The 16,069-nt window shown below is 54.9% G+C and carries 28 protein-coding genes, 1 tRNA gene and 2 pseudogenes; 15 read left to right on the top strand and 16 right to left on the bottom strand.

The annotated features are described in order from the left end of the window. The first annotated feature begins 313 nt into the window (after positions 1 to 313). Both HPY58_07670 and HPY58_07665 read left to right on the top strand, forming a co-directional pair. A complete protein-coding gene (locus HPY58_07670; GenBank protein NPV29519.1) occupies positions 314 to 538 on the top strand; it encodes a hypothetical protein in 225 nt (74 codons plus the stop codon). A gap of 74 nt (positions 539 to 612) precedes the next feature. After that, positions 613 to 864: a hypothetical protein gene (locus HPY58_07665; GenBank protein ID NPV29518.1), complete on the top strand. Its 252-nt coding sequence runs from the start codon at positions 613 to 615 to the stop codon at positions 862 to 864. On the opposite strand, the gene HPY58_07660 is transcribed toward HPY58_07665, so the two are convergent. From HPY58_07660 to HPY58_07605, 12 genes and pseudogenes are all read right to left on the bottom strand, one after another. After that, a complete protein-coding gene (locus HPY58_07660) occupies positions 861 to 1,022 on the bottom strand; it encodes a hypothetical protein (protein ID NPV29517.1) in 162 nt (53 codons plus the stop codon). The genes HPY58_07665 and HPY58_07660 overlap by 4 nt on opposite strands. A gap of 295 nt (positions 1,023 to 1,317) precedes the next feature. Beyond that, positions 1,318 to 1,573 (bottom strand): annotated as a pseudogene (locus HPY58_07655) (hypothetical protein). After that, entirely contained in the window at positions 1,574 to 1,774 is a 201-nt protein-coding gene (locus tag HPY58_07650) for a hypothetical protein (GenBank protein NPV29516.1), read from the bottom strand. Positions 1,775 to 1,795: 21 nt separating this feature from the next. Then, on the bottom strand, positions 1,796 to 2,230 hold the full coding sequence (locus HPY58_07645) for a DUF5615 family PIN-like protein (GenBank protein ID NPV29515.1): 435 nt from the start codon (positions 2,228 to 2,230) through the stop codon (positions 1,796 to 1,798). Further along, positions 2,227 to 2,469, bottom strand: a complete 243-nt coding sequence (locus tag HPY58_07640) for a DUF433 domain-containing protein (protein ID NPV29514.1) — start codon at positions 2,467 to 2,469, stop codon at positions 2,227 to 2,229. The genes HPY58_07645 and HPY58_07640 overlap by 4 nt, the downstream gene beginning before the upstream one ends. A 102-nt stretch (positions 2,470 to 2,571) precedes the next feature. Next, on the bottom strand, positions 2,572 to 2,877 hold the full coding sequence (locus HPY58_07635; GenBank protein NPV29513.1) for a hypothetical protein: 306 nt from the start codon (positions 2,875 to 2,877) through the stop codon (positions 2,572 to 2,574). Further along, a complete protein-coding gene (locus tag HPY58_07630; GenBank protein ID NPV29512.1) occupies positions 2,874 to 3,089 on the bottom strand; it encodes a type II toxin-antitoxin system HicB family antitoxin in 216 nt (71 codons plus the stop codon). Before HPY58_07630 ends, HPY58_07635 begins: the two co-directional genes overlap by 4 nt. A 49-nt stretch (positions 3,090 to 3,138) precedes the next feature. Continuing rightward, positions 3,139 to 3,339, bottom strand: a complete 201-nt coding sequence (locus HPY58_07625; GenBank protein NPV29511.1) for a hypothetical protein — start codon at positions 3,337 to 3,339, stop codon at positions 3,139 to 3,141. Between the two features lie 105 nt (positions 3,340 to 3,444). Continuing rightward, the gene (locus HPY58_07620) at positions 3,445 to 3,663 is read right to left on the bottom strand and encodes a DUF2283 domain-containing protein (protein NPV29510.1); all 219 of its coding nucleotides are present in this window, start codon (positions 3,661 to 3,663) and stop codon (positions 3,445 to 3,447) included. Positions 3,664 to 3,834: 171 nt separating this feature from the next. Continuing rightward, complete coding sequence (locus HPY58_07615) at positions 3,835 to 5,079, bottom strand: metallophosphoesterase family protein (protein ID NPV29509.1); 1,245 nt, start codon at positions 5,077 to 5,079, stop codon at positions 3,835 to 3,837. Positions 5,080 to 5,398: 319 nt separating this feature from the next. After that, positions 5,399 to 5,656 carry a DNA helicase gene (locus HPY58_07610; protein ID NPV29508.1) on the bottom strand — a complete coding sequence of 86 codons (258 nt, stop codon included), beginning with the start codon at positions 5,654 to 5,656 and terminating at the stop codon, positions 5,399 to 5,401. Continuing rightward, positions 5,631 to 5,939, bottom strand: a complete 309-nt coding sequence (locus HPY58_07605; protein ID NPV29507.1) for an AbrB/MazE/SpoVT family DNA-binding domain-containing protein — start codon at positions 5,937 to 5,939, stop codon at positions 5,631 to 5,633. Before HPY58_07605 ends, HPY58_07610 begins: the two co-directional genes overlap by 26 nt. A gap of 340 nt (positions 5,940 to 6,279) precedes the next feature. Here HPY58_07605 and HPY58_07600 point away from each other — a divergent pair, with 340 nt between their 5' ends. From HPY58_07600 to HPY58_07550, 11 genes and pseudogenes are all read left to right on the top strand, one after another. Beyond that, the gene (locus HPY58_07600) at positions 6,280 to 6,501 is read left to right on the top strand and encodes a ribbon-helix-helix protein, CopG family (GenBank protein ID NPV29506.1); all 222 of its coding nucleotides are present in this window, start codon (positions 6,280 to 6,282) and stop codon (positions 6,499 to 6,501) included. Then, positions 6,498 to 6,944: a type II toxin-antitoxin system VapC family toxin gene (locus tag HPY58_07595; GenBank protein NPV29505.1), complete on the top strand. Its 447-nt coding sequence runs from the start codon at positions 6,498 to 6,500 to the stop codon at positions 6,942 to 6,944. The genes HPY58_07600 and HPY58_07595 overlap by 4 nt, the downstream gene beginning before the upstream one ends. Then, positions 6,941 to 7,093: pseudogene (locus tag HPY58_07590) on the top strand (AbrB/MazE/SpoVT family DNA-binding domain-containing protein). The gene HPY58_07595 and the pseudogene HPY58_07590 overlap by 4 nt, the downstream one beginning before the upstream one ends. 662 nt (positions 7,094 to 7,755) lie before the next feature. Further along, positions 7,756 to 8,037, top strand: coding sequence for a UPF0175 family protein (locus HPY58_07585; protein ID NPV29504.1), 282 nt, complete (start codon positions 7,756 to 7,758; stop codon positions 8,035 to 8,037). After that, positions 8,018 to 8,503: a DUF3368 domain-containing protein gene (locus HPY58_07580; protein NPV29503.1), complete on the top strand. Its 486-nt coding sequence runs from the start codon at positions 8,018 to 8,020 to the stop codon at positions 8,501 to 8,503. Before HPY58_07585 ends, HPY58_07580 begins: the two co-directional genes overlap by 20 nt. A gap of 11 nt (positions 8,504 to 8,514) precedes the next feature. Beyond that, a complete protein-coding gene (locus HPY58_07575; GenBank protein NPV29502.1) occupies positions 8,515 to 8,931 on the top strand; it encodes a type II toxin-antitoxin system prevent-host-death family antitoxin in 417 nt (138 codons plus the stop codon). Further along, a complete protein-coding gene (locus tag HPY58_07570; protein NPV29501.1) occupies positions 8,915 to 9,376 on the top strand; it encodes a type II toxin-antitoxin system VapC family toxin in 462 nt (153 codons plus the stop codon). Before HPY58_07575 ends, HPY58_07570 begins: the two co-directional genes overlap by 17 nt. A 127-nt stretch (positions 9,377 to 9,503) precedes the next feature. After that, complete coding sequence (locus HPY58_07565) at positions 9,504 to 9,785, top strand: AbrB/MazE/SpoVT family DNA-binding domain-containing protein (GenBank protein ID NPV29500.1); 282 nt, start codon at positions 9,504 to 9,506, stop codon at positions 9,783 to 9,785. Between the two features lie 219 nt (positions 9,786 to 10,004). Further along, entirely contained in the window at positions 10,005 to 10,280 is a 276-nt protein-coding gene (locus HPY58_07560; GenBank protein ID NPV29499.1) for an AbrB/MazE/SpoVT family DNA-binding domain-containing protein, read from the top strand. A 9-nt stretch (positions 10,281 to 10,289) separates the two neighbouring features. Next, the gene (locus HPY58_07555) at positions 10,290 to 10,757 is read left to right on the top strand and encodes a type II toxin-antitoxin system VapC family toxin (GenBank protein ID NPV29498.1); all 468 of its coding nucleotides are present in this window, start codon (positions 10,290 to 10,292) and stop codon (positions 10,755 to 10,757) included. 358 nt (positions 10,758 to 11,115) lie between these two features. Further along, positions 11,116 to 11,373, top strand: coding sequence for a type II toxin-antitoxin system HicB family antitoxin (locus HPY58_07550; protein NPV29497.1), 258 nt, complete (start codon positions 11,116 to 11,118; stop codon positions 11,371 to 11,373). A 255-nt stretch (positions 11,374 to 11,628) separates the two neighbouring features. On the opposite strand, the gene HPY58_07545 is transcribed toward HPY58_07550, so the two are convergent. Together HPY58_07545 and HPY58_07540 are read right to left on the bottom strand one after the other, a co-directional pair. Next, a complete protein-coding gene (locus HPY58_07545) occupies positions 11,629 to 12,090 on the bottom strand; it encodes a type II toxin-antitoxin system VapC family toxin (GenBank protein ID NPV29496.1) in 462 nt (153 codons plus the stop codon). Next, complete coding sequence (locus HPY58_07540) at positions 12,087 to 12,503, bottom strand: ribbon-helix-helix protein, CopG family (GenBank protein NPV29495.1); 417 nt, start codon at positions 12,501 to 12,503, stop codon at positions 12,087 to 12,089. Before HPY58_07540 ends, HPY58_07545 begins: the two co-directional genes overlap by 4 nt. 42 nt (positions 12,504 to 12,545) lie before the next feature. Between HPY58_07540 and HPY58_07535 the strand changes: the two genes are divergently transcribed. Both HPY58_07535 and HPY58_07530 read left to right on the top strand, forming a co-directional pair. Further along, entirely contained in the window at positions 12,546 to 12,710 is a 165-nt protein-coding gene (locus HPY58_07535; GenBank protein ID NPV29494.1) for a hypothetical protein, read from the top strand. Further along, positions 12,707 to 14,686 (top strand): S-layer homology domain-containing protein, encoded by a 1,980-nt coding sequence (locus HPY58_07530; protein NPV29493.1) that lies wholly within the window; start codon positions 12,707 to 12,709, stop codon positions 14,684 to 14,686. The genes HPY58_07535 and HPY58_07530 overlap by 4 nt, the downstream gene beginning before the upstream one ends. A 62-nt stretch (positions 14,687 to 14,748) precedes the next feature. Here the strand turns inward: HPY58_07530 and HPY58_07525 are convergent, their stop codons facing one another. Together HPY58_07525 and HPY58_07520 are read right to left on the bottom strand one after the other, a co-directional pair. Further along, positions 14,749 to 15,315, bottom strand: coding sequence for a Uma2 family endonuclease (locus tag HPY58_07525; protein ID NPV29492.1), 567 nt, complete (start codon positions 15,313 to 15,315; stop codon positions 14,749 to 14,751). Between the two features lie 457 nt (positions 15,316 to 15,772). Continuing rightward, positions 15,773 to 15,847, bottom strand: a tRNA-Gly gene (locus tag HPY58_07520). Positions 15,848 to 16,069 lie beyond the last annotated feature (222 nt).

Genomic DNA, 16,069 nt, shown 5'->3' with positions numbered 1-16,069 from the left:
TGGACGGGCCTTCCTCCTGCGTTCATTATATTTAGACACAAGAAAGGCGGGAAAGGTTCCCGCCCATGGAAAAATTTTTTTGCAGGCTTTTTACAGGCGGCGGAAAATCCACGCCCGGAAGGATTTTTGGCGGCCCTGATGAAAACGCTTGTTAAGATTCATGTTTGTTAAGATTCATTATGTATGCTATTATATAACTGATGTAGTGTAACGCTGTATTTCCAGAGGGGAACAAATGCCGCCTAAAATAACCGGCTGTTACATTCCTGCTGATCGTGCAAAGCATTTTGCGAAGCGGGCTTCGCCGGTTGAAGTGCACGAAGTTTTGGAAAATACCGACTTCCCACCTTTATGGGTAAGAACCAAATCGCTCGGGCGATCACCGGCCTATCTGGTCTACGGGCGGACGGCAGAAGGGAGATATTTATTAATCCCAGGGATTGTGCTCTCTGAGCCGCCCCTAAAGAACATGTTTATGCCGGTAACGGTGCGGGAAATGACCGCAAAGGAGCGCGATTATTACCTGAAACACATTTAGGGCGGCGGCATAATGCCGGGTAGCTAATTGGAACTTTTTTAGAAACCCCACTGCTGGTTAGGAGGTAGATAGTGATGACAAGAAAAGAGGTGCCCGAGTTCAAAAGCATCGAAGAAATGGCGGAGTTCTGGGATACCCATGATACCACCGAGTTTGCTGCCGGCGAGGTGGAGGCGGTGGAATACAAGCCGAAACGCCTTGTCCTGACAGTACGCTTTGACGCCGGAGACATGCTGGCCATCAGCAGGGAAGCGCGTCGGCTGGGAATGGACCGCTCTACCTTTGTCAGAATGGCGGTTAAACGGTACCTTGAGGCACAAAGCTAGAAGGGATTAGCATCCCTCCCAGGCCCAGGAGCTTCGCCGACCGCCTGCCGGGCCTGCACCGGCAGGTCTGGGAGGGTGTTGACCCTGAACTCTATGTCAGGAATAGCCTGCGCCGCACCCGGCCGGCAACCGGGCAGCCGGCGCCGCCTCGAAAACATCTTCTAAATCCCCGCGCTCCTCCGGCTTCCCCGAACGTCGAACGCCGAACGGACCCCAAAGGTCTATCCCCATAGCCTGACTTCGAACCGTTGAGCGCCGGAAAAAGTTCCGCCCGGGAAGAAAAATTTTTTTGTGGTATTATAGTTGCGTTAGGGGGGAAACCAGGGACGGTTCTCGAATTTGAATCTACACAAGTGAGGCAAGATGTGTTCGGCGTTGAAAGTTCAACGTTGGGGAACAAAGGAGCGGGAAGGAAAAGCGGGCGGCGAAGCGGGGGATTTTCTGAGGCAACGTTCAATTTCCTTTTAGCATTCTCTCATATTCGTCATGCGTTCCTCCAAACCCAGATAAAATCTTCGCCGTCCTTTACCGCAAGCGCTCTGCAATTAAGCCCGATTCGAACTGACCAAAACTTGCCGGCTTTCTTGAAATGAAGGGACGGATGCGAAGGGTTAGTTTTAAGGAGTTCAAAGCTCTTTTTCGCTACGTCTTGAACAGGTTCTGGCAGGTTTGCAAAGCACTTCCAGAAACGGGTTGTAGTCCGATGCATTTAAAACTCCTTGAGTTGTCCCTTACTCTTTTCATCGAATGCTTCTTCAATCAGGAAATCCAACTTTCCGGCATCTGAGTCCACTTCAATTTGTCGATCCCATTTCTGCCAGTCTTTTTCCCAAAACCACTTCCTCAACTGGACAAAGTCGCTCTCCGGAAGCTTTTCTATGGCGGCCTTGATTTCAGCTACATTAAACATCGCGGTGCCTCCTTTCTTTTTCTATCCGAGAGAATCTGCTCTTAAAGCTAACGCTTTTAAGTTTTTTCTGCTACCGAATCGTATTTTATAATTGACCGGAGTGGCTGTCAAGCCAGCGCAGACGTATGATGTGGAGAGCGGTTGTCTGCCAACCGGTAGCTTTTCTGTCGCCCGCAAGAACTGCCTGACTAATTTTTCTATAAGCGCTAAATTAGGGCTTTTAGGCAGGCGGACTATTACGATGCCGCCCGTCTTTTCCGGGGGGAAACGGAGCACATTGCTGAAATCCAAATCTAAGGTGACCAGGCAGCGGTTTTCAGCCCGGCATATTTCGTAAAGGGTCTGGTCCGAACAGCCCCGCAGTTGCTCATCCGGAACAGTTTCCGCGTCGTGGCCGGCTTCCCGAAAAAGCTGCTGAACTCGTCGTCCGAGGTTCTCATCAAGCTTAAACCTCATCCGGTAGCCTCCGTGGCGATATCCACGTACCGCTCCCGGGACATCTCTGCTCCGTAAGCGATCGCAGCGTAAATGTCTTCCCGCTGAAGGTCTGGATACTCCTCCAATATTTCTTCAATGGTCATCCCGCTGGCTAAAAAATCCAGTATCAGAGAAACCCAGATCCTTGTGCCGCGGATACAGGGCTTGCCGAAGCAGATATTCGGATCAACGGTAATTCTCTTCAGAAGAGGGTTCATAAAACCTCACTCCTTCCGTAATTTCCTCACTAAATGTCTGTCCTTCTACATCTTTCTAATGTTCCCCTCTGCAATTCCGTTGTATTCTTTAAGTGCGCCGGTTTAAGGTGACACCCGTTCACAGCCTTCCTCGATGGCGCGCTCCATCGAATCGGCCTCTTCCGGGGTCAGGATGCCGGCGAAAGGTTTTTTCTGTCTCTCATTATAGCCTGCGCCGCACCCGGCCGGCAACCGGAAGGCCGGCCGTATTTGGGAATGCCTGAGAATATCGTGGATGCGAACCCGCCCTATTTCAATAAATCCCTCAGTTCTTTTACCGTCAATCCAGCCTGGCGTAAAATAGAGCGGAGGTATGCTCTTCAGGAGGCGAATAATCTCTTTTCCGGGGAGAACTGGTAATTGGCTCATAAAGCAACCTCTACTTCTAAAGGCGCTATAATCGGTGTTTCTGTCGCAACCGGCTCCTCGGCGTCCTCAAAGTAAAGTTCTAACGCTTCCTTTAGATTGGCCAAAGCATCCTCTAACGTTTCTCCCTGCGACGTGACCTCAACCTCCAGACAGCGGGCAACATACCACTTGCCTTCTCTAACCACAGCAGCTGTCAAGCGTTTTACACCCATTGTTCTTTTCACCCCTTGCAATTCCGTTGTATTCTTTAAGTGCGCCGGTTTAAGGTGACACCCGTTCACAGCCTTCCTCGATGGCGCGCTCCATCGAATCGGCCTCTTCCGGGGTCAGGATGCCGGCGAAAGGTTTTTTCTGTCTCTCATTATAGCCTGCACCGCACCTGGCCGGCAACCGGAAGGCCGGCCGTATTTGAGAATAAATTTCCATCCCCTTGAGACCTAACCTTGAGGAAGTCAGTTTCACACTGGCCTGCCGCCAAAAAAGCCGCTAATGAAAAAGCCACCGATAAAAAGGAACCGGCACTGAAATTTCTTCCAGTGCCGGGGATGTTTCGCGGAGGAACGAAGCTCAGCTGCCGCTGACAAACTCAACCGCTGGCAGCGATGAAACCACGACGCGCGAGATCTCTGTAATCCTGCTGACTTGATCGATGTTAATACCAACCAGGCAACCCTTGGAGTCAAAGTCGAGAACTACTCCTGGGGCGGCCTCCCTGGAATCGACGCTTACTTTTTCTGAAAGCTCAATATAAAGGGAATCGGTTTCTGGATAATAAAACAGCTTCATCTTTTCCCTCCTGTGTTAGAGTCAAGGCATCACCCGCGTTCGGGGTACAATACTAGAGGTCTCTCCTCCCTTGACTCCTACTGCTCCAGCAGCTTTGCCTTCTCCACCGAGTTTGCTGCCGGCGAGGTGGAGGCGAAGGAGAGTACGGCGTCTTCAGGCCGCCGGTCAACCCTACTTTTCAAGCGTACAGGCATCGAGGATTGTCCCGTCCACCTTTTTGCAGATTACCTGAAGGGTTCCGCCTGTGAACTTCAACACAGTGTAGGTGGGTTGATCCAGAGGATTGTAAAAGTATTGCGCCCACCGTTTTCGAGTTAAATCGGAATATGTTTTCTCACCGCTGCGCCCGGCAATCAGGTAAACGGTTCCCTCCGCCCGGGCGGCAATCCTGCCGCCCGCAATGGGATATGTCCGCATCACCGCGTGGTCATGGCCGTTGATGACAAGATCCGTGCGGTTTTCCTCGATAATCTGGCAGAACGCCTCCCTTACATCGTCATTAGAGCGGTTTGCCTTAGCGTAGTAGGGCGGCCTGTGGAAGACGACGATCTTCCACTTTTTTCTTGTCCGCTCCAGATCCCCCTTCAGCCAGTCCCGCTGGAGTTTGAGGAGAGGCGAATTGCTGCCGAACCGGCTGTCCAGGATCACAAAATGAGCGTCACCGTAATCAAACGAATAGGCCAATTCCTTTAACCCGGGCGGCCCGTTTTCCGGCAAGCTGAACTGGGCCAGGAAGGACTGCGGCATTCCGTCTCCGCCGCTATGCGAAAGTTCATGATTGCCGACAGCAGCCATTTCCGGGAGTCCTTCCAGCACACCCTGCCCGGCGGCGAACCAGGCATCCCACTGTCTCTGGTCGCTCCCGTCATCCACCAGATCCCCGGTACTTATAATAAAGCGAGGGTTCTCCCGCTTCACCGCTGCCTGCAGGGTTTCCCGCCATACCCTGTAGTTTTTCAGCCTGCACTGGGAGTCGCCGAAGACAACTGCTGAGAACCGGCTGGCGTTCCTGCTTTCGGTTGTGAAGGAGCAAATCCTGCTCCACCTGACCCCGTCGCCTACACGGTACAGGTAGGTGACGCCAGGCCTCAAATTCGTGAGCGTGGCGGTGTGGATGTTGAAATTACCTAAATTGGTTTTCAGTTTAGCGACTTTTCCCCTGGCAAGGCTAAAAGATGTGGGGAAGAGGCTGCCATTCAGCCGGGGGGCGTACTGGACCACGCTTTTTGATACTTCAGAATTTGTACGCCAGGTGATCGTAACTGTTGTAGCAGGTTCGGCCGTCCAGCTGAGAACGATGTGATCGGGTGAACGCCCCCAGTCAGGCGCTTTATCTATTCCCAGCTGCCGAAGCCCCGCAGCGGCAAGCAAAACAGCAATGCCCAATATAAAGAGCAATTTAAAAGCCCTGCGCATCGACATCACTTCTTGTCCTTTCTCTTTATTTCCGGCACAGATGGGTTACCCCTGCAGCTTCATTATAAAATAAATCATAGTATGCAGCGCGAAAAAACAAAAAATATCCTTATTTGGTATTTACGGCCTGGGTAAAGCTCGATTAAGAACGCAAGGCGGCGAAAAAAGATAGGATTGCCAAGCCCTTTGTCGACGAAGGGAGTAAGGTGGAGTAGGGGCAGGAACTGGCCTGCCTGGAGGACGACGAGATAGGAAAACTTTGAAAAAAAGACGGGGGGTTAAACGGTACCTCGAGTCGCAGCGCTGAGGTTCGGGGTACCTAATACTTCTTTAGAATGTCGTGGTGCCCACAGGCCAGCAGGATAAGGGTATCCTCCTCCCGCTGAAATACGACCCGGATGCTTTTGCTTGCATACGCCTCCCAGAAAGGAGTCCCTCTTATTCTGTGCACCTGAAGGGAAGGATGTTTGGGGTTGTTACCCAGTAAGCGCAGCGTTTTTAAGACCTGTTTCTGGGCTTTCCTGTCCAGTTCGTAGAACTGCTCCAGGAAACTATCGGTTCTTACGATTCGTGGCATTTTCCAGTTCCTCTATCAAGCCCTCCACCGTTTCATGCGCGCCAACCCGTCCTTCCTCCAGGTCCTTAAGGCTCCTTTTCACCCTGCTCTGCCACTCTTCGCTCCAGAAATATTCCTGCTCCTTAGGGTGCCACGCGATGGGGACAATGCGCAGGCTGGCGCCGTCCTCCCCGATTTCCACGCGCACGTAGTCGCCCTCCTTGATCCCCAGCTTCCTGGCCACCTGGCCTATACTGATAAGCATTCGTTTCTGAATTTGCTGAATAACAACTTGATCATCCATTCCTATTTGCCACCTTACAGCAATTCTGTTTTTCTGAATTATACCACATACTACCCGCTACCAGCAAGAACGTATCAATCCGGGAAACTTTTGAATCGTACTTTCCGAGCCGCCCCTAAAGAAGATGTTTATGCCGGTAACGGTGCGGGAAATGACCATAAGGGAGCGCGAGTATTATCCTAAAACACACTTAGAACGGCAGTATGACGGCGAGCGGCTAACTTGCAATTTCTTGAAATCCCGTTATGGGGGTGAATAAAGGAATCCGGAAAAAGCCGTTGACTCCCCGGCTCTACAGCTATACTCTATATATAGGGATATTATGCGGAGGTGTTTTCGAATGCAGCTGAACATCTACGTTCCGGAAAGCAAGAAGGATTTGCTCGACGTTCTGAGCAGGACCGCCGCCCGCACCGGCAAGAGCAAAAGCGAGCTCGTCATCGAAGCCCTCGAGCGGTACCTTCCCGCCGTTTCCCAGCCCCCGCTCGGACGGTTCAACCTGGGCGCTTTCCGTGCCCCCAGGCGCGCCGAACTTTACGGGGAAAGGCTCGAAAAACCGTGATCCTGATCGACACCAACGTCCTGGTCTACGCTGTTAACACCGCCGCGCCCCAACACGAGGAGAGCCGGGCCTTTGTGGAAGCCGCGCGCCGCGGGGATTTCCCCGCAGTTCTCGTCCCCCAGGTCCTGCTGGAGTTCTACGCTGTGGTGACCGGGAACCGTGTCGAACACCCCCTGGCCCCGGAAACAGCGTTGGAGGAAGTCAATATACTCCGTTCCGTTTTCCCCGCTTTGGAAGCGCCTTCCGACGCCCTGGAGCGACTTCACGAAATACTGTCCCGTCACCCTGGCATTCGCGGTGGAAACGTTTTCGACGCCTGGCTTGCAGCCCAGATGAAATCCCTGGGCATCCATGTAATATGCACGTACAACACCGCGGATTTTACCCGGTACGATGATATAACGGCCGCCGCACCGGGAGAAATCCTTGCCGATACCGGGTAAGAAAGGAACTGGGGCTCTCCGGGGGAGACGAAGTACTGCTCAGAAAAACGGGGAACGTCGTGGTTGTCACTCCCAAACCTAAAAGCTACGCCGAGCGGCTTTTCGGCCTGCACCGCCAGGTCTGGGAGGGCGTTGACCCCGATGCTTACATGAGGGCTTTCCTGAGGGACCTGCTGCCACCGCCTCCGCCCGACTCTCATTCCATGGGATAGGAATGCAGGCAATGCTCTTCAGGAGGCGAATAATTTACCTCTACTTCTAAAGGCGCTATAACCGGTGTTTCTGTCGCAACCGGCTCCTCGGCTTCCTCAATCAGCGCGCAGGACGCAAACCTGCAACCCCCAGCCAGCAGCCCAGATGTTCAACCGTTGAGCTGCCGCCCCGCGGCATCAGAGAAGGCTCCTGCCCGGAAGAATGTGAGTTTGACGAAGTCGAGAGGAGCTTGATGGAGCAGGACCTTTGTGGGTATAATGGTCTCGAGGATCATAACAGGAGGGGATGATCTTGAAGGTCAATATTGCAGAAGCCAAGAGGACTTTCTCCTCCCTTGTCAATCGCCGTTGTTTACGGCAGAGAAAGGATTATTCTGGTATCGCGCGGCAGGCCCAAGGCCGCCCTGGTGAGGGTTTTTGGCGGCCCTAATGAAAACGTTTGTTAAGATTCATTATGTATGCTATTATATAACCGATGTAGTGCAACGCTGTATTTCCGGAGGAGAAAAATGCCGCCTAAAATAACCGGCTGTTTCATTCCTGCTGAACGCGCCAGCTGAGTTGAACATTTGCAGTGGGTATTTGTGGGGGTGGCGAAGATGAAGCAAGTAGCCGTAAATATACCTGATGAGGTGGTAACATTTCTCGGTTTTAAGGAAAAAGACCTATCAAGGGAGCTTTTAGTAAGGTTCGCCGTTACTTTATATGGAGAAGGCAGGGTAAGTTTAGGGAAAGCTGCGGAAATAGCTGGCCTGTCCTACGCGGACTTTATGGAGCTCCTTGCTGAGTATGGCCTTGGCATAAATTACGGAGTCGAAGACTTAGAAGAGGACCTGCGCACGCTAAGGGAGATAGATGCCCTTGGAAACGACCGTTGTTAGCGATACTTCTCCCTTAATTGCACTGTCTCGCCTCGGGCTTATAGAACTTCCGAAACAGCTTTGGGGCAGGTTATACATCCCCAAAGCTGTTTTTGTGGAGGCAACAAGAAAAAATCCGGGGCGCAAAGAAGTAAAAACAGCTATCCAGGCAGGTTGGATTATAGTGAAAGAGGTTCAGGACAATGCTACTGTTCAAATTCTGGAGGAAATGTTCGGACCTGGAGAATCGGAATGCCTGCTCTTGGCTAAAGAACTAAAAGCCAGCTTGTTGCTTATAGATGAACAAAAGGGGCGAAAGATGGCAAAGAAACTTGGTCTCCGCATAACCGGCACGGTTGGAGTCCTTGCAAGAGCAGCGGAAAAGAAATTGTTGCCCGAAGAAAAGCTTGCCCCGTCGCTGCGAAAACTGCAGAAGTCTGGTTTCAGGCTGAGCGAAGACTTAATTGAACAATTCCTAGAAAGATAAAATCATACTTCTTGCGCGGCGCGAGGATCAGGTTGTTGACCGGCAAGAAAAAGATAGCTACAATTATGGCAACGGAGGCGACAGTTATGGGAGAAATCAATTTCGTTAACACCCGGGATCTAAAAAACAAGACCAGCCAGATTCTGCGTGCCGCAGAAAAAGGGAAGATCATCATCGTTACCCGCCACGGCCAGCCTGTAGCCACGATCAAACCGTTCCAGGAAAGGGATCTGGATGAACGGCAGCATGACTCGATTTACCAAAAGCTCCGGGCAAATATTGCGCAAAGGTACCCTGCACTCCTTGCGATGGCACCAGAGGAACTGCGCCATTTAAACGATGAGATCTCACAAAAAGTCCGAGGTTTTGCCTCATGGCAAGAAATGGAAAGAACGGCAAAAGGGGATCGTTATGGTCTTTCTCGATAGCAACATCTTCATCATTGACCGCTTCTTTCCGCGTGACGTTCACTATGAAGAAAACAGGATGTTTTTCGCCTCTCTAAAGAACGCCAAAGCAAAGGCGGGCGTCCCCCTCATTACCCTTTTGGAGATCTGCGGTGTGGCCTCCTTTAATCTCTCCCAAGAGGAGCTCGAAAAGTGGCTTTACTCGTTTGGCGAGGTTTATCCCGTGGAGGTCCTCGATCCCGCCGGGGATGAAGGGGTGAAAATTGGGGAATACCTGCTGGATCTGGGATTCTACTTAACCAAAAAGATGACCCTGGGTGATGCCGTCTTTTTAAAAGAAGCAGAAACCTACAAGGCGCGCGCCATCGTTACCTGGAACAAAAAACACTTCTCCGGCCGGACAGAAATCCCCGTTTTCACGCCTGGCGAATACCTGGCTGTCTTCAGGGCAAAAGGCAGGAAGTGATCAAGCCTTCCCAATACCTGCCCGCCGTTTCCCAGCCCCCGCTCGGACGGTTCAACATCTTGCCTTTATTCTGCATTCCATGCTAAAATGTATGAAAACTTAAATAAATGTTGGAGGAAAACCTGTTATGTATGATGCAGATGTGGAAACAGTGAAACTGGGCGCGCGCGGCCAGATGGTTCTGCCTGCCCGTGTAAGAAAGGAACTGGGGCTCTCCGGGGGAGACGAAGTACTGCTCAGAAAAACGGGGAACGTCGTGGTTGTCACTCCCAAACCTAAAAGCTACGCCGAGCGGCTTTTCGGCCTGCACCGCCAGGTCTGGGAGGGCGTTGACCCCGATGCTTACATGAGGGCTTTCCTGAGGGACCTGCTGCCACCGCCTCCGCCCGACTCTCATTCCATGGGATAGGAATGCAGGCAATGCTCTTCAGGAGGCGAATAATTTACCTTTTTTCTGGAAATCCTCGAGGCAGGGGATTTTTTCCTGCGCTCGTTTTCCACAATCCTCGCTTCTTGCAAGCTCCCCCGCCGCGGCTTCCTCATCAACGCGATCTGGTTAACTCAAATCTTGACTAAAAAGCAATCCGCGTAATAATGTAAGAAAATAAGAAAGTAAGGAGCATCGGTTATGCACAGGATTAAAATGACCTCAAAAGGCCAGCTGACGCTGCCCAAACAGATAAGGGAGAAACTTCGCCTGCGGGCAGGAAGCTATCTCGAGGTCCGCATCCGCGGCACCGAGCTGGTGCTAAGGCCCGTAAGAGAAGAGAACGACAGCGAAGTGCTTCTGGAATATTGCCGGCAAAACGCCCGGGAAGCCGACCTGGATAAAGCCCGCCGGATAATGTCCCGGGTGCCCGCCGCGATGCACGAAAGGGTGCGCCGGCTGCGCGAAGAAGGGTAAGCGGGTGCAATGAAAGCTTATTTTCCGAAAGCTTATTTTCTCGACACCAGCGCCCTCTTTAAGCGCTACCGCCGGGAGGAAGGGTCCGCCGCGGTTGAGGCGCTATTTAGCCGGCAAGCCGCACGTTTCATTTCTGAAATCACGCTCCTCGAAGCTGTCAGCAACCTGCGCCGCCTCGTTGACGTGGATAAGATTGTTGCTCCGGAAGAGTTTGATACGCTGCGAGCCACGTTTTTAAAAGATATTGCCGAAGAGAACCTTGAAGTGGTCAGACTTACCGGCACCATTATCGTAAAGAGCCTCGCCATAGCTTCGCAAAGGTATATTACCCCGCTAGATGCCGTCCAGCTGGCCACTGCCGCATCAATGGCCGAGCCGCCGGTGTTTGTCTGCGCCGACCAAAAGCTGCTGCGCCTGGCGGCGGAGGAAGGGCTGGAGGTATTAGATGTCAGCCGGGACGTTCGCGCAGAGAAGTGACGCCCCAAGAAATTCCGGCCGGTTATCCCGGCCGTGAACCCGGTGAGATAAAAGCCTGCCTCGCCTATGCCCCCGCTCGGACGGTTCAACCCGGGCGCTTTCCGCGCACCCAGGCGCGCCGAACTTTACGGCTCGAAAGTCAACAGGGCAGTTAATCGTCCACTTCGCGGCAGACGGAGAGCCGGTTCTTCTGGAAATTCTCGAGGCAGGGGATTTTCTCCTGCGCTCGCTTTCCACAATCGTAAAGCAAGCGGTCCCGTGAGGAGAACTGAAAGAAGCGGCTGAAAGATAATTTTTCGTGGTATGGTATAATGAAATTTGGCAACAACCAAAGGAGGTGCTTTAGGTGGCTTTTTTCATCCTTACCGAATATATCGAGCAAGGCATGGCGCAGGCCGTTTACGATAAGTTGGAGGATGGCACCTTCGCCGGGCGCATCCCGCCCTGCCCCGGCGTGGTTGCCTTTGGGAATACGCTGCGGGAATGCGAGAGGGAACTGCGTTCGACCCTTGAAGAGTGGATCCTTTTGGGGCTTAAACTCAAACACCCCCTGCCGGTGATCGGCAACATTGACCTCAACCAGGAGCCGCGCCATGACTCGCTGGGCGCCCTGTAAACGCCGCGATTTTATCAGCCGCCTCCGCAAATTAGGTTTTAAAGGACCCTATTCCGGCACGCGCCACCAGTTTATGGTTTATGGCGAACACAGGTTGGCCATTCCTTCGAACCCGGAGTACTCAGTGCCTCAATTAAAGATGATGCTCGATGAGGTGGAAAAGATAATTACCCGTAAGATCAGCTTACAGGAATGGGAAAGCCTTAAATAGCAGCCCTCGTTCTCAAGCTTAAACTTCACCAGGCCGCCTCCTTATTAAATTTCCATTCCCTTAGCCGGGAAGGACAGGGGGTCGATGCGCTCCACCTCCTCGATGAGATCAAAATGGGTGTCAGCAGTAATGATCCTTCTGATCCCGTTTCTCACCATCACGGCAGCATGCACCAGGTCCCTGGGGCGAACCCCTCTTCTGCCGTACTTCTCCGCGAGGTCGATCATCGTTTCAACCTCCGGCCTGCCTACAGCCAGGACCCTGAGCCCGATAGCCAACAGGTCCTGACAGACCGCTACCGCTGTTTCCCACTTTTGCTCCATCCCGTAGCGGTAGAGGATCTCCTGAAACACCTCGGTATCCACCACAGGAACACCGTGTTCGCGCGCAAAGAAACCCCCGGCAATCTCAAGCAAGATGCGGGCGCAGGCCGCCTTGTAAGGGTGGTCTTTACCGCGGGCGTACGTGATTACGCTGGTGTCAACAAGCCACGCCTCTCGCTTCAACTGAGGTGCCCCCGCTCCAGGAGACGCTCCAGCTCGTCCCACTCCAGAACCTCTTCCTGGGCGCCGACCAGCCGCCGGGCGGCCTCAAGCCTTCCCTTTCGGCCCGGCAGCTCGCGTCTTGCAAGCTCCCTTGCCACGGCCTGCCTGATTAAGGCCCCAACCGTAATCCCCTTCTGCCGCGCCTCCTCCCGCACCCGCTCGTACTGCTCCGGATCGAAGAGAACCATCACCTTTTTGGTCAAGCCCACAACCCGCTCACTCCCAACGTTTATAATGCTTCCTGTTTCTGCCTGCTTATTGTGTACTTTTATATCTGTATCTAGAATATTATCACGATCCTGCCCTCCTTCAAGCGCCTCAGGGAGAACGTCACCTCCGGCGCCAGAGTAATTTTCACAGAAAGTAATTTTCACGGGAAGCAAAGGCTGCCTGCTCCTGGCCTTTCTGCACCACGGGTGCCGGCGGGTGACTGGCGCTGGAAATTTTTTCGGGCGCGGCAGGGAAACCGGGCCGGCGCGGAGAAGTCAATGGTGAGCGGGGGCCGGAACCGCAGGCCCCGGGAAGCTCTCCCGGAAAGCTCTTCCGGAAAAGCAGATGCGAAGGGGGATGTGCTGAAGTGAAGAAGGCGGGAGCATGCATAGCGTTCCTGCTGGTGGCAGTCTTTTCTGTGTGGGCGGCCGTCCCGGGCGCCGCCGGGGCCGCTTCACCGGCTTTCACCGATATCGGGCAGCACTGGGCGCGCGCGGACATCGAAAAGCTCGCCGCCCTGGGCTACATCAAAGGCTACCCCGACCGGACCTTCCGGCCGGAGCGGCAGGTCTCGCGGGCGGAGTTCATAACCCTCCTCATCTCGTGCCTGGGGGCAAGCCCTGCGGACCGGACGAAGACCTGGTTCGCCGACGTCAGGACGACGCACTGGGCGCTCGCCCAGATCAATGAGGCCGTGAAGCGCGGCATCCTCATTCCCGGCGAGTACCCGGGGGGCCTTGCGCCGGACGGCCCCATCATGCGGAGCGAGACGGCTGCGATGGTCGTCAGGGCGCTCGGGAAGGCCCCTGACAGCACGCCCCTCCCCTTCAAGGACCAGGACAAGCTGGCTCGGAGCATGTACCGGGGCTACATCAAGACCGCCTGCAACGAGGGCCTCCTCACCGGCTACAGCGACGGAGAGTTCAAGCCCTTCGCCCACCTCACCCGCGCCCAGGCCTGCGCCATCCTCGTGCGCTTCCTGGAGAAGCAGGGCGAGAAGCAGGGCGCGTCACCCGCTCCCCTGCCGGGGGCCGCGGGCGGCATCACCTCCGTGGTTGTGGGCGGAAAGAGCTTCGACATCAGGACGACCCCGGTCGTCTTCAAAAGCGGCCTGAGCGAGGTCGGGGTGAGCAGGATCGAGACGGCCGGCGCCTCGATCATCGTCAACGGCACCTACCGCTTCGTCCTGAACAGCGCCGCAGGCAACCCGGACGTGGTAATCGGCAACGCCCGCTATACCGTTGAGAAGCTCAGCATAAGCGGCAGCAGCCTGGTCGTCGCCACGGGCGCCAGGAAAGTCTACAAGGTCGCCGTAGGCGGGTACAGGTACGGCGCCGACTACGTGAAGCTCTACATCGGGGACCGCTACGGCATCAACTACCTCTCCGACGCCGAGCTGACCGGGGAGCGCACCGTAGAGATCGACGGGAAAGAATACGACCTGGCAGAAGACAAAATCACGATTGCCGTTGCAGACCGCTTCTACAGGGTAAAGGGGTTCGTCTTCAAAGAGCGCGACACGGAAATCTCGCTGGAGGAGACGGACCCGGTGGTCGTCGAGAAGCCGGACCTTTCGGACATCACCGCAGTCTTCGTGGGGCCGCGCCCCCTCGACCTCGGCGGGGTGAAAAGGCTCGAGTTCCTCGTCGACGGGGAAATCTACAGCCTCTCTGAGGTGGCGCTGGACGCCTCCGGCAGCTTCGTCGTGGAGGAAAAGGCACATCCGGCCGCCGGGGCGACGCTCTTCGCGGACGGCGCCTGGTACGAGATCACAAAGGCCGCCGTCTACAAAGGGAAGCTCATCTTCTACTGCACCGAGAGCGAGGTCGAGGCCTGGGCCGTGGTCGACGGCAGGTGCCGCCCTGCCGGGAGCATCAGGATCCTCAAAGACGGTGCCTCCTATCCGCTGGAGAGCGTCCTCGTGGTGAAGCGCAACGTGGTCCGGATCGGGGGGCGCCAGTACGAGGTTGACTCGAGCATCAAGTGCCGGGTCGACGGGAAGATCTACGACATCGAGGAGATCGACTTCGACGCAGCGCGCGAGATGGTGGTCCTGGAGACGGAGGAGGCTACCGGCTCCGGCCAGCCCGCGGAGTACGTCTTCTACCTCGGCGGTGCGGTCCTGCAGGACGGGGTGGAGGATGAGGACAGGATCTACGCCGGCGGGCGCTGGAGGGAGTTCGACGAGGTCGTCATCCTCGACCCCGCCCGCTTCGCCTGCGGCGGGGCGGCCTACGACCTGATCGGGGCGCGGGTGAAGATCGGGGGCGCGGAGTACACCGTCACCGACACCGCCTGGCGGGGGCGGACGCAAACGCTCGAGGTCTACCTGAAAAGGGCGCAGTGACTCACCGATTATATTGAGCAAGCTGCGGCGCCTGCCAGCCGCGATAAAGCCGCAGGGTGAAATTAGGCGGTGAAGATATCCGAAAGTCCGATCTCCAGGCCGGGGAAGAGTTTCGGGGCGAATTTCGCGTCCCCTTCCCAGGCGCGCACGAGAAAGTAGATCCCGCGTTCGAGGCGAAACTCCTCAAGAGTTTTCTGGTCCGGGTCGACCACCCAGTAATAGGGGACGCCGTGGCGGGCGTAAAGCTGGGCCTTCGTTACCCGGTCCAGGCTGGCCGTGGCGGGGGAGACAATTTCGACAACCAGGTCGGGGGCGCCGGCGATGTTTTTTTCGGTGATCACCTGCTCCCTCTCCTTTGAAACAAAAACCAGGTCGGGCTGGAGGACGCACGTGCTGCTCAGGACCACATCGAGCGGGGCGTCGAACACCTCCCCCAGATCGTGCTCCGCAACATAGCTTCGCAAAATAAAATACAGGTTTCCCGAGACTCTCTGGTGCCTCGTGGTGGGTGAAGGCGTCATCTCCAGCACTCCCTCCAGGATCTCGTAACGCCGGCCGTCATCGGGCATCTGGGCGTACTGCTCGTAGGTGACGAAGATCTCGCCTGCGGGGGGAATGTTTGCGCCCAAGAAGCAGCACCTCCTTTTCGGCATCAGGTTGATTAAATTATACCACATTTCTCCTTGCGCCGGGCTGCAAGATACGCGCTGCTGCATCCAAAGGACTCTCTTCTCCAGGTCAGGATCCCTGGCGAGATGGAGCAGGAGGGACAGCCAAGAGGGGACGCAATGCGCGCGCCTTGCTCCGCAAGACGAGGAAAGGGCGTGGGAGATTTTCCTCAAGTACCCGACCAGGATTTCAGCTTCACCGACTGTACGAGCTTTGCATTTATGGAGCGCCTGGGGGATTAAGGAGGCGGCTGCCTTCGACTCCCACTTTGAAATTTTCGGGTTCGTTCGCCTTCCTGCAGTTCCCCTGATAAAGGGCTGAAAAGCGGCCCCGCCCGGCAATGCGGGCATCAAGGAGGCCGCAGCCCCGCAAATTGAGCCGGAGATTCAGGCAGTGAAGATAAAAATAATAAAAAAATGGAGCGGAAGACGGGAATCGAACCCGCAGCCCTCGGCTTGGGAAGCCGATGCTCTACCGTTGAGCTACTTCCGCCCATGCTGTCAGGCCAATCCTGTTCGGCCTGAACTCGATTTCGGTTTCTTGATTCAAGATGTATTATAGCAGGCAGCCCGGGAATTTGCAAGGGTTTTTTGGGCGGCCCTGTATGGTTTTTTGGCGAGGAGACCCGATTTTTTGTTTCCGCGGGCGCGGGAACTCTGGTATAATAAACCTTAGGTTTGGGGAAGATTTGCGGGAAAACCGATGGGGGAGGAG

This window comes from Bacillota bacterium, assembly GCA_013177945.1.
In the GTDB taxonomy this organism is placed as follows: Bacteria; Bacillota; DSM-12270; order Thermacetogeniales; family Thermacetogeniaceae; genus Ch130.
Note: the sequence above shows the minus strand (reverse complement) of the source record. Positions and strands in the feature narration are given on the sequence as shown.

What these genes read in the sequence shown, in the direction of transcription:
- HPY58_07605 (NPV29507.1), bottom strand. Translation starts at nt 5,939, where the DNA reads ATGGATGATCAAGTTGTTATTCAGCAAATTCAGAAACGAATGCTTATC.
- HPY58_07615 (NPV29509.1), bottom strand. Translation starts at nt 5,079, where the DNA reads ATGCGCAGGGCTTTTAAATTGCTCTTTATATTGGGCATTGCTGTTTTG.
- HPY58_07645 (NPV29515.1), bottom strand. Translation starts at nt 2,230, where the DNA reads ATGAGGTTTAAGCTTGATGAGAACCTCGGACGACGAGTTCAGCAGCTT.
- HPY58_07600 (NPV29506.1), top strand. Translation starts at nt 6,280, where the DNA reads ATGCAGCTGAACATCTACGTTCCGGAAAGCAAGAAGGATTTGCTCGAC.
- HPY58_07585 (NPV29504.1), top strand. Translation starts at nt 7,756, where the DNA reads ATGAAGCAAGTAGCCGTAAATATACCTGATGAGGTGGTAACATTTCTC.
- HPY58_07635 (NPV29513.1), bottom strand. Translation starts at nt 2,877, where the DNA reads ATGAGCCAATTACCAGTTCTCCCCGGAAAAGAGATTATTCGCCTCCTG.
- HPY58_07660 (NPV29517.1), bottom strand. Translation starts at nt 1,022, where the DNA reads ATGTTTTCGAGGCGGCGCCGGCTGCCCGGTTGCCGGCCGGGTGCGGCG.
- HPY58_07565 (NPV29500.1), top strand. Translation starts at nt 9,504, where the DNA reads ATGTATGATGCAGATGTGGAAACAGTGAAACTGGGCGCGCGCGGCCAG.
- HPY58_07650 (NPV29516.1), bottom strand. Translation starts at nt 1,774, where the DNA reads ATGTTTAATGTAGCTGAAATCAAGGCCGCCATAGAAAAGCTTCCGGAG.
- HPY58_07610 (NPV29508.1), bottom strand. Translation starts at nt 5,656, where the DNA reads ATGCCACGAATCGTAAGAACCGATAGTTTCCTGGAGCAGTTCTACGAA.
- HPY58_07630 (NPV29512.1), bottom strand. Translation starts at nt 3,089, where the DNA reads ATGGGTGTAAAACGCTTGACAGCTGCTGTGGTTAGAGAAGGCAAGTGG.
- HPY58_07570 (NPV29501.1), top strand. Translation starts at nt 8,915, where the DNA reads ATGGTCTTTCTCGATAGCAACATCTTCATCATTGACCGCTTCTTTCCG.
- HPY58_07620 (NPV29510.1), bottom strand. Translation starts at nt 3,663, where the DNA reads ATGAAGCTGTTTTATTATCCAGAAACCGATTCCCTTTATATTGAGCTT.
- HPY58_07640 (NPV29514.1), bottom strand. Translation starts at nt 2,469, where the DNA reads ATGAACCCTCTTCTGAAGAGAATTACCGTTGATCCGAATATCTGCTTC.
- HPY58_07665 (NPV29518.1), top strand. Translation starts at nt 613, where the DNA reads ATGACAAGAAAAGAGGTGCCCGAGTTCAAAAGCATCGAAGAAATGGCG.
- HPY58_07555 (NPV29498.1), top strand. Translation starts at nt 10,290, where the DNA reads ATGAAAGCTTATTTTCCGAAAGCTTATTTTCTCGACACCAGCGCCCTC.
- HPY58_07560 (NPV29499.1), top strand. Translation starts at nt 10,005, where the DNA reads ATGCACAGGATTAAAATGACCTCAAAAGGCCAGCTGACGCTGCCCAAA.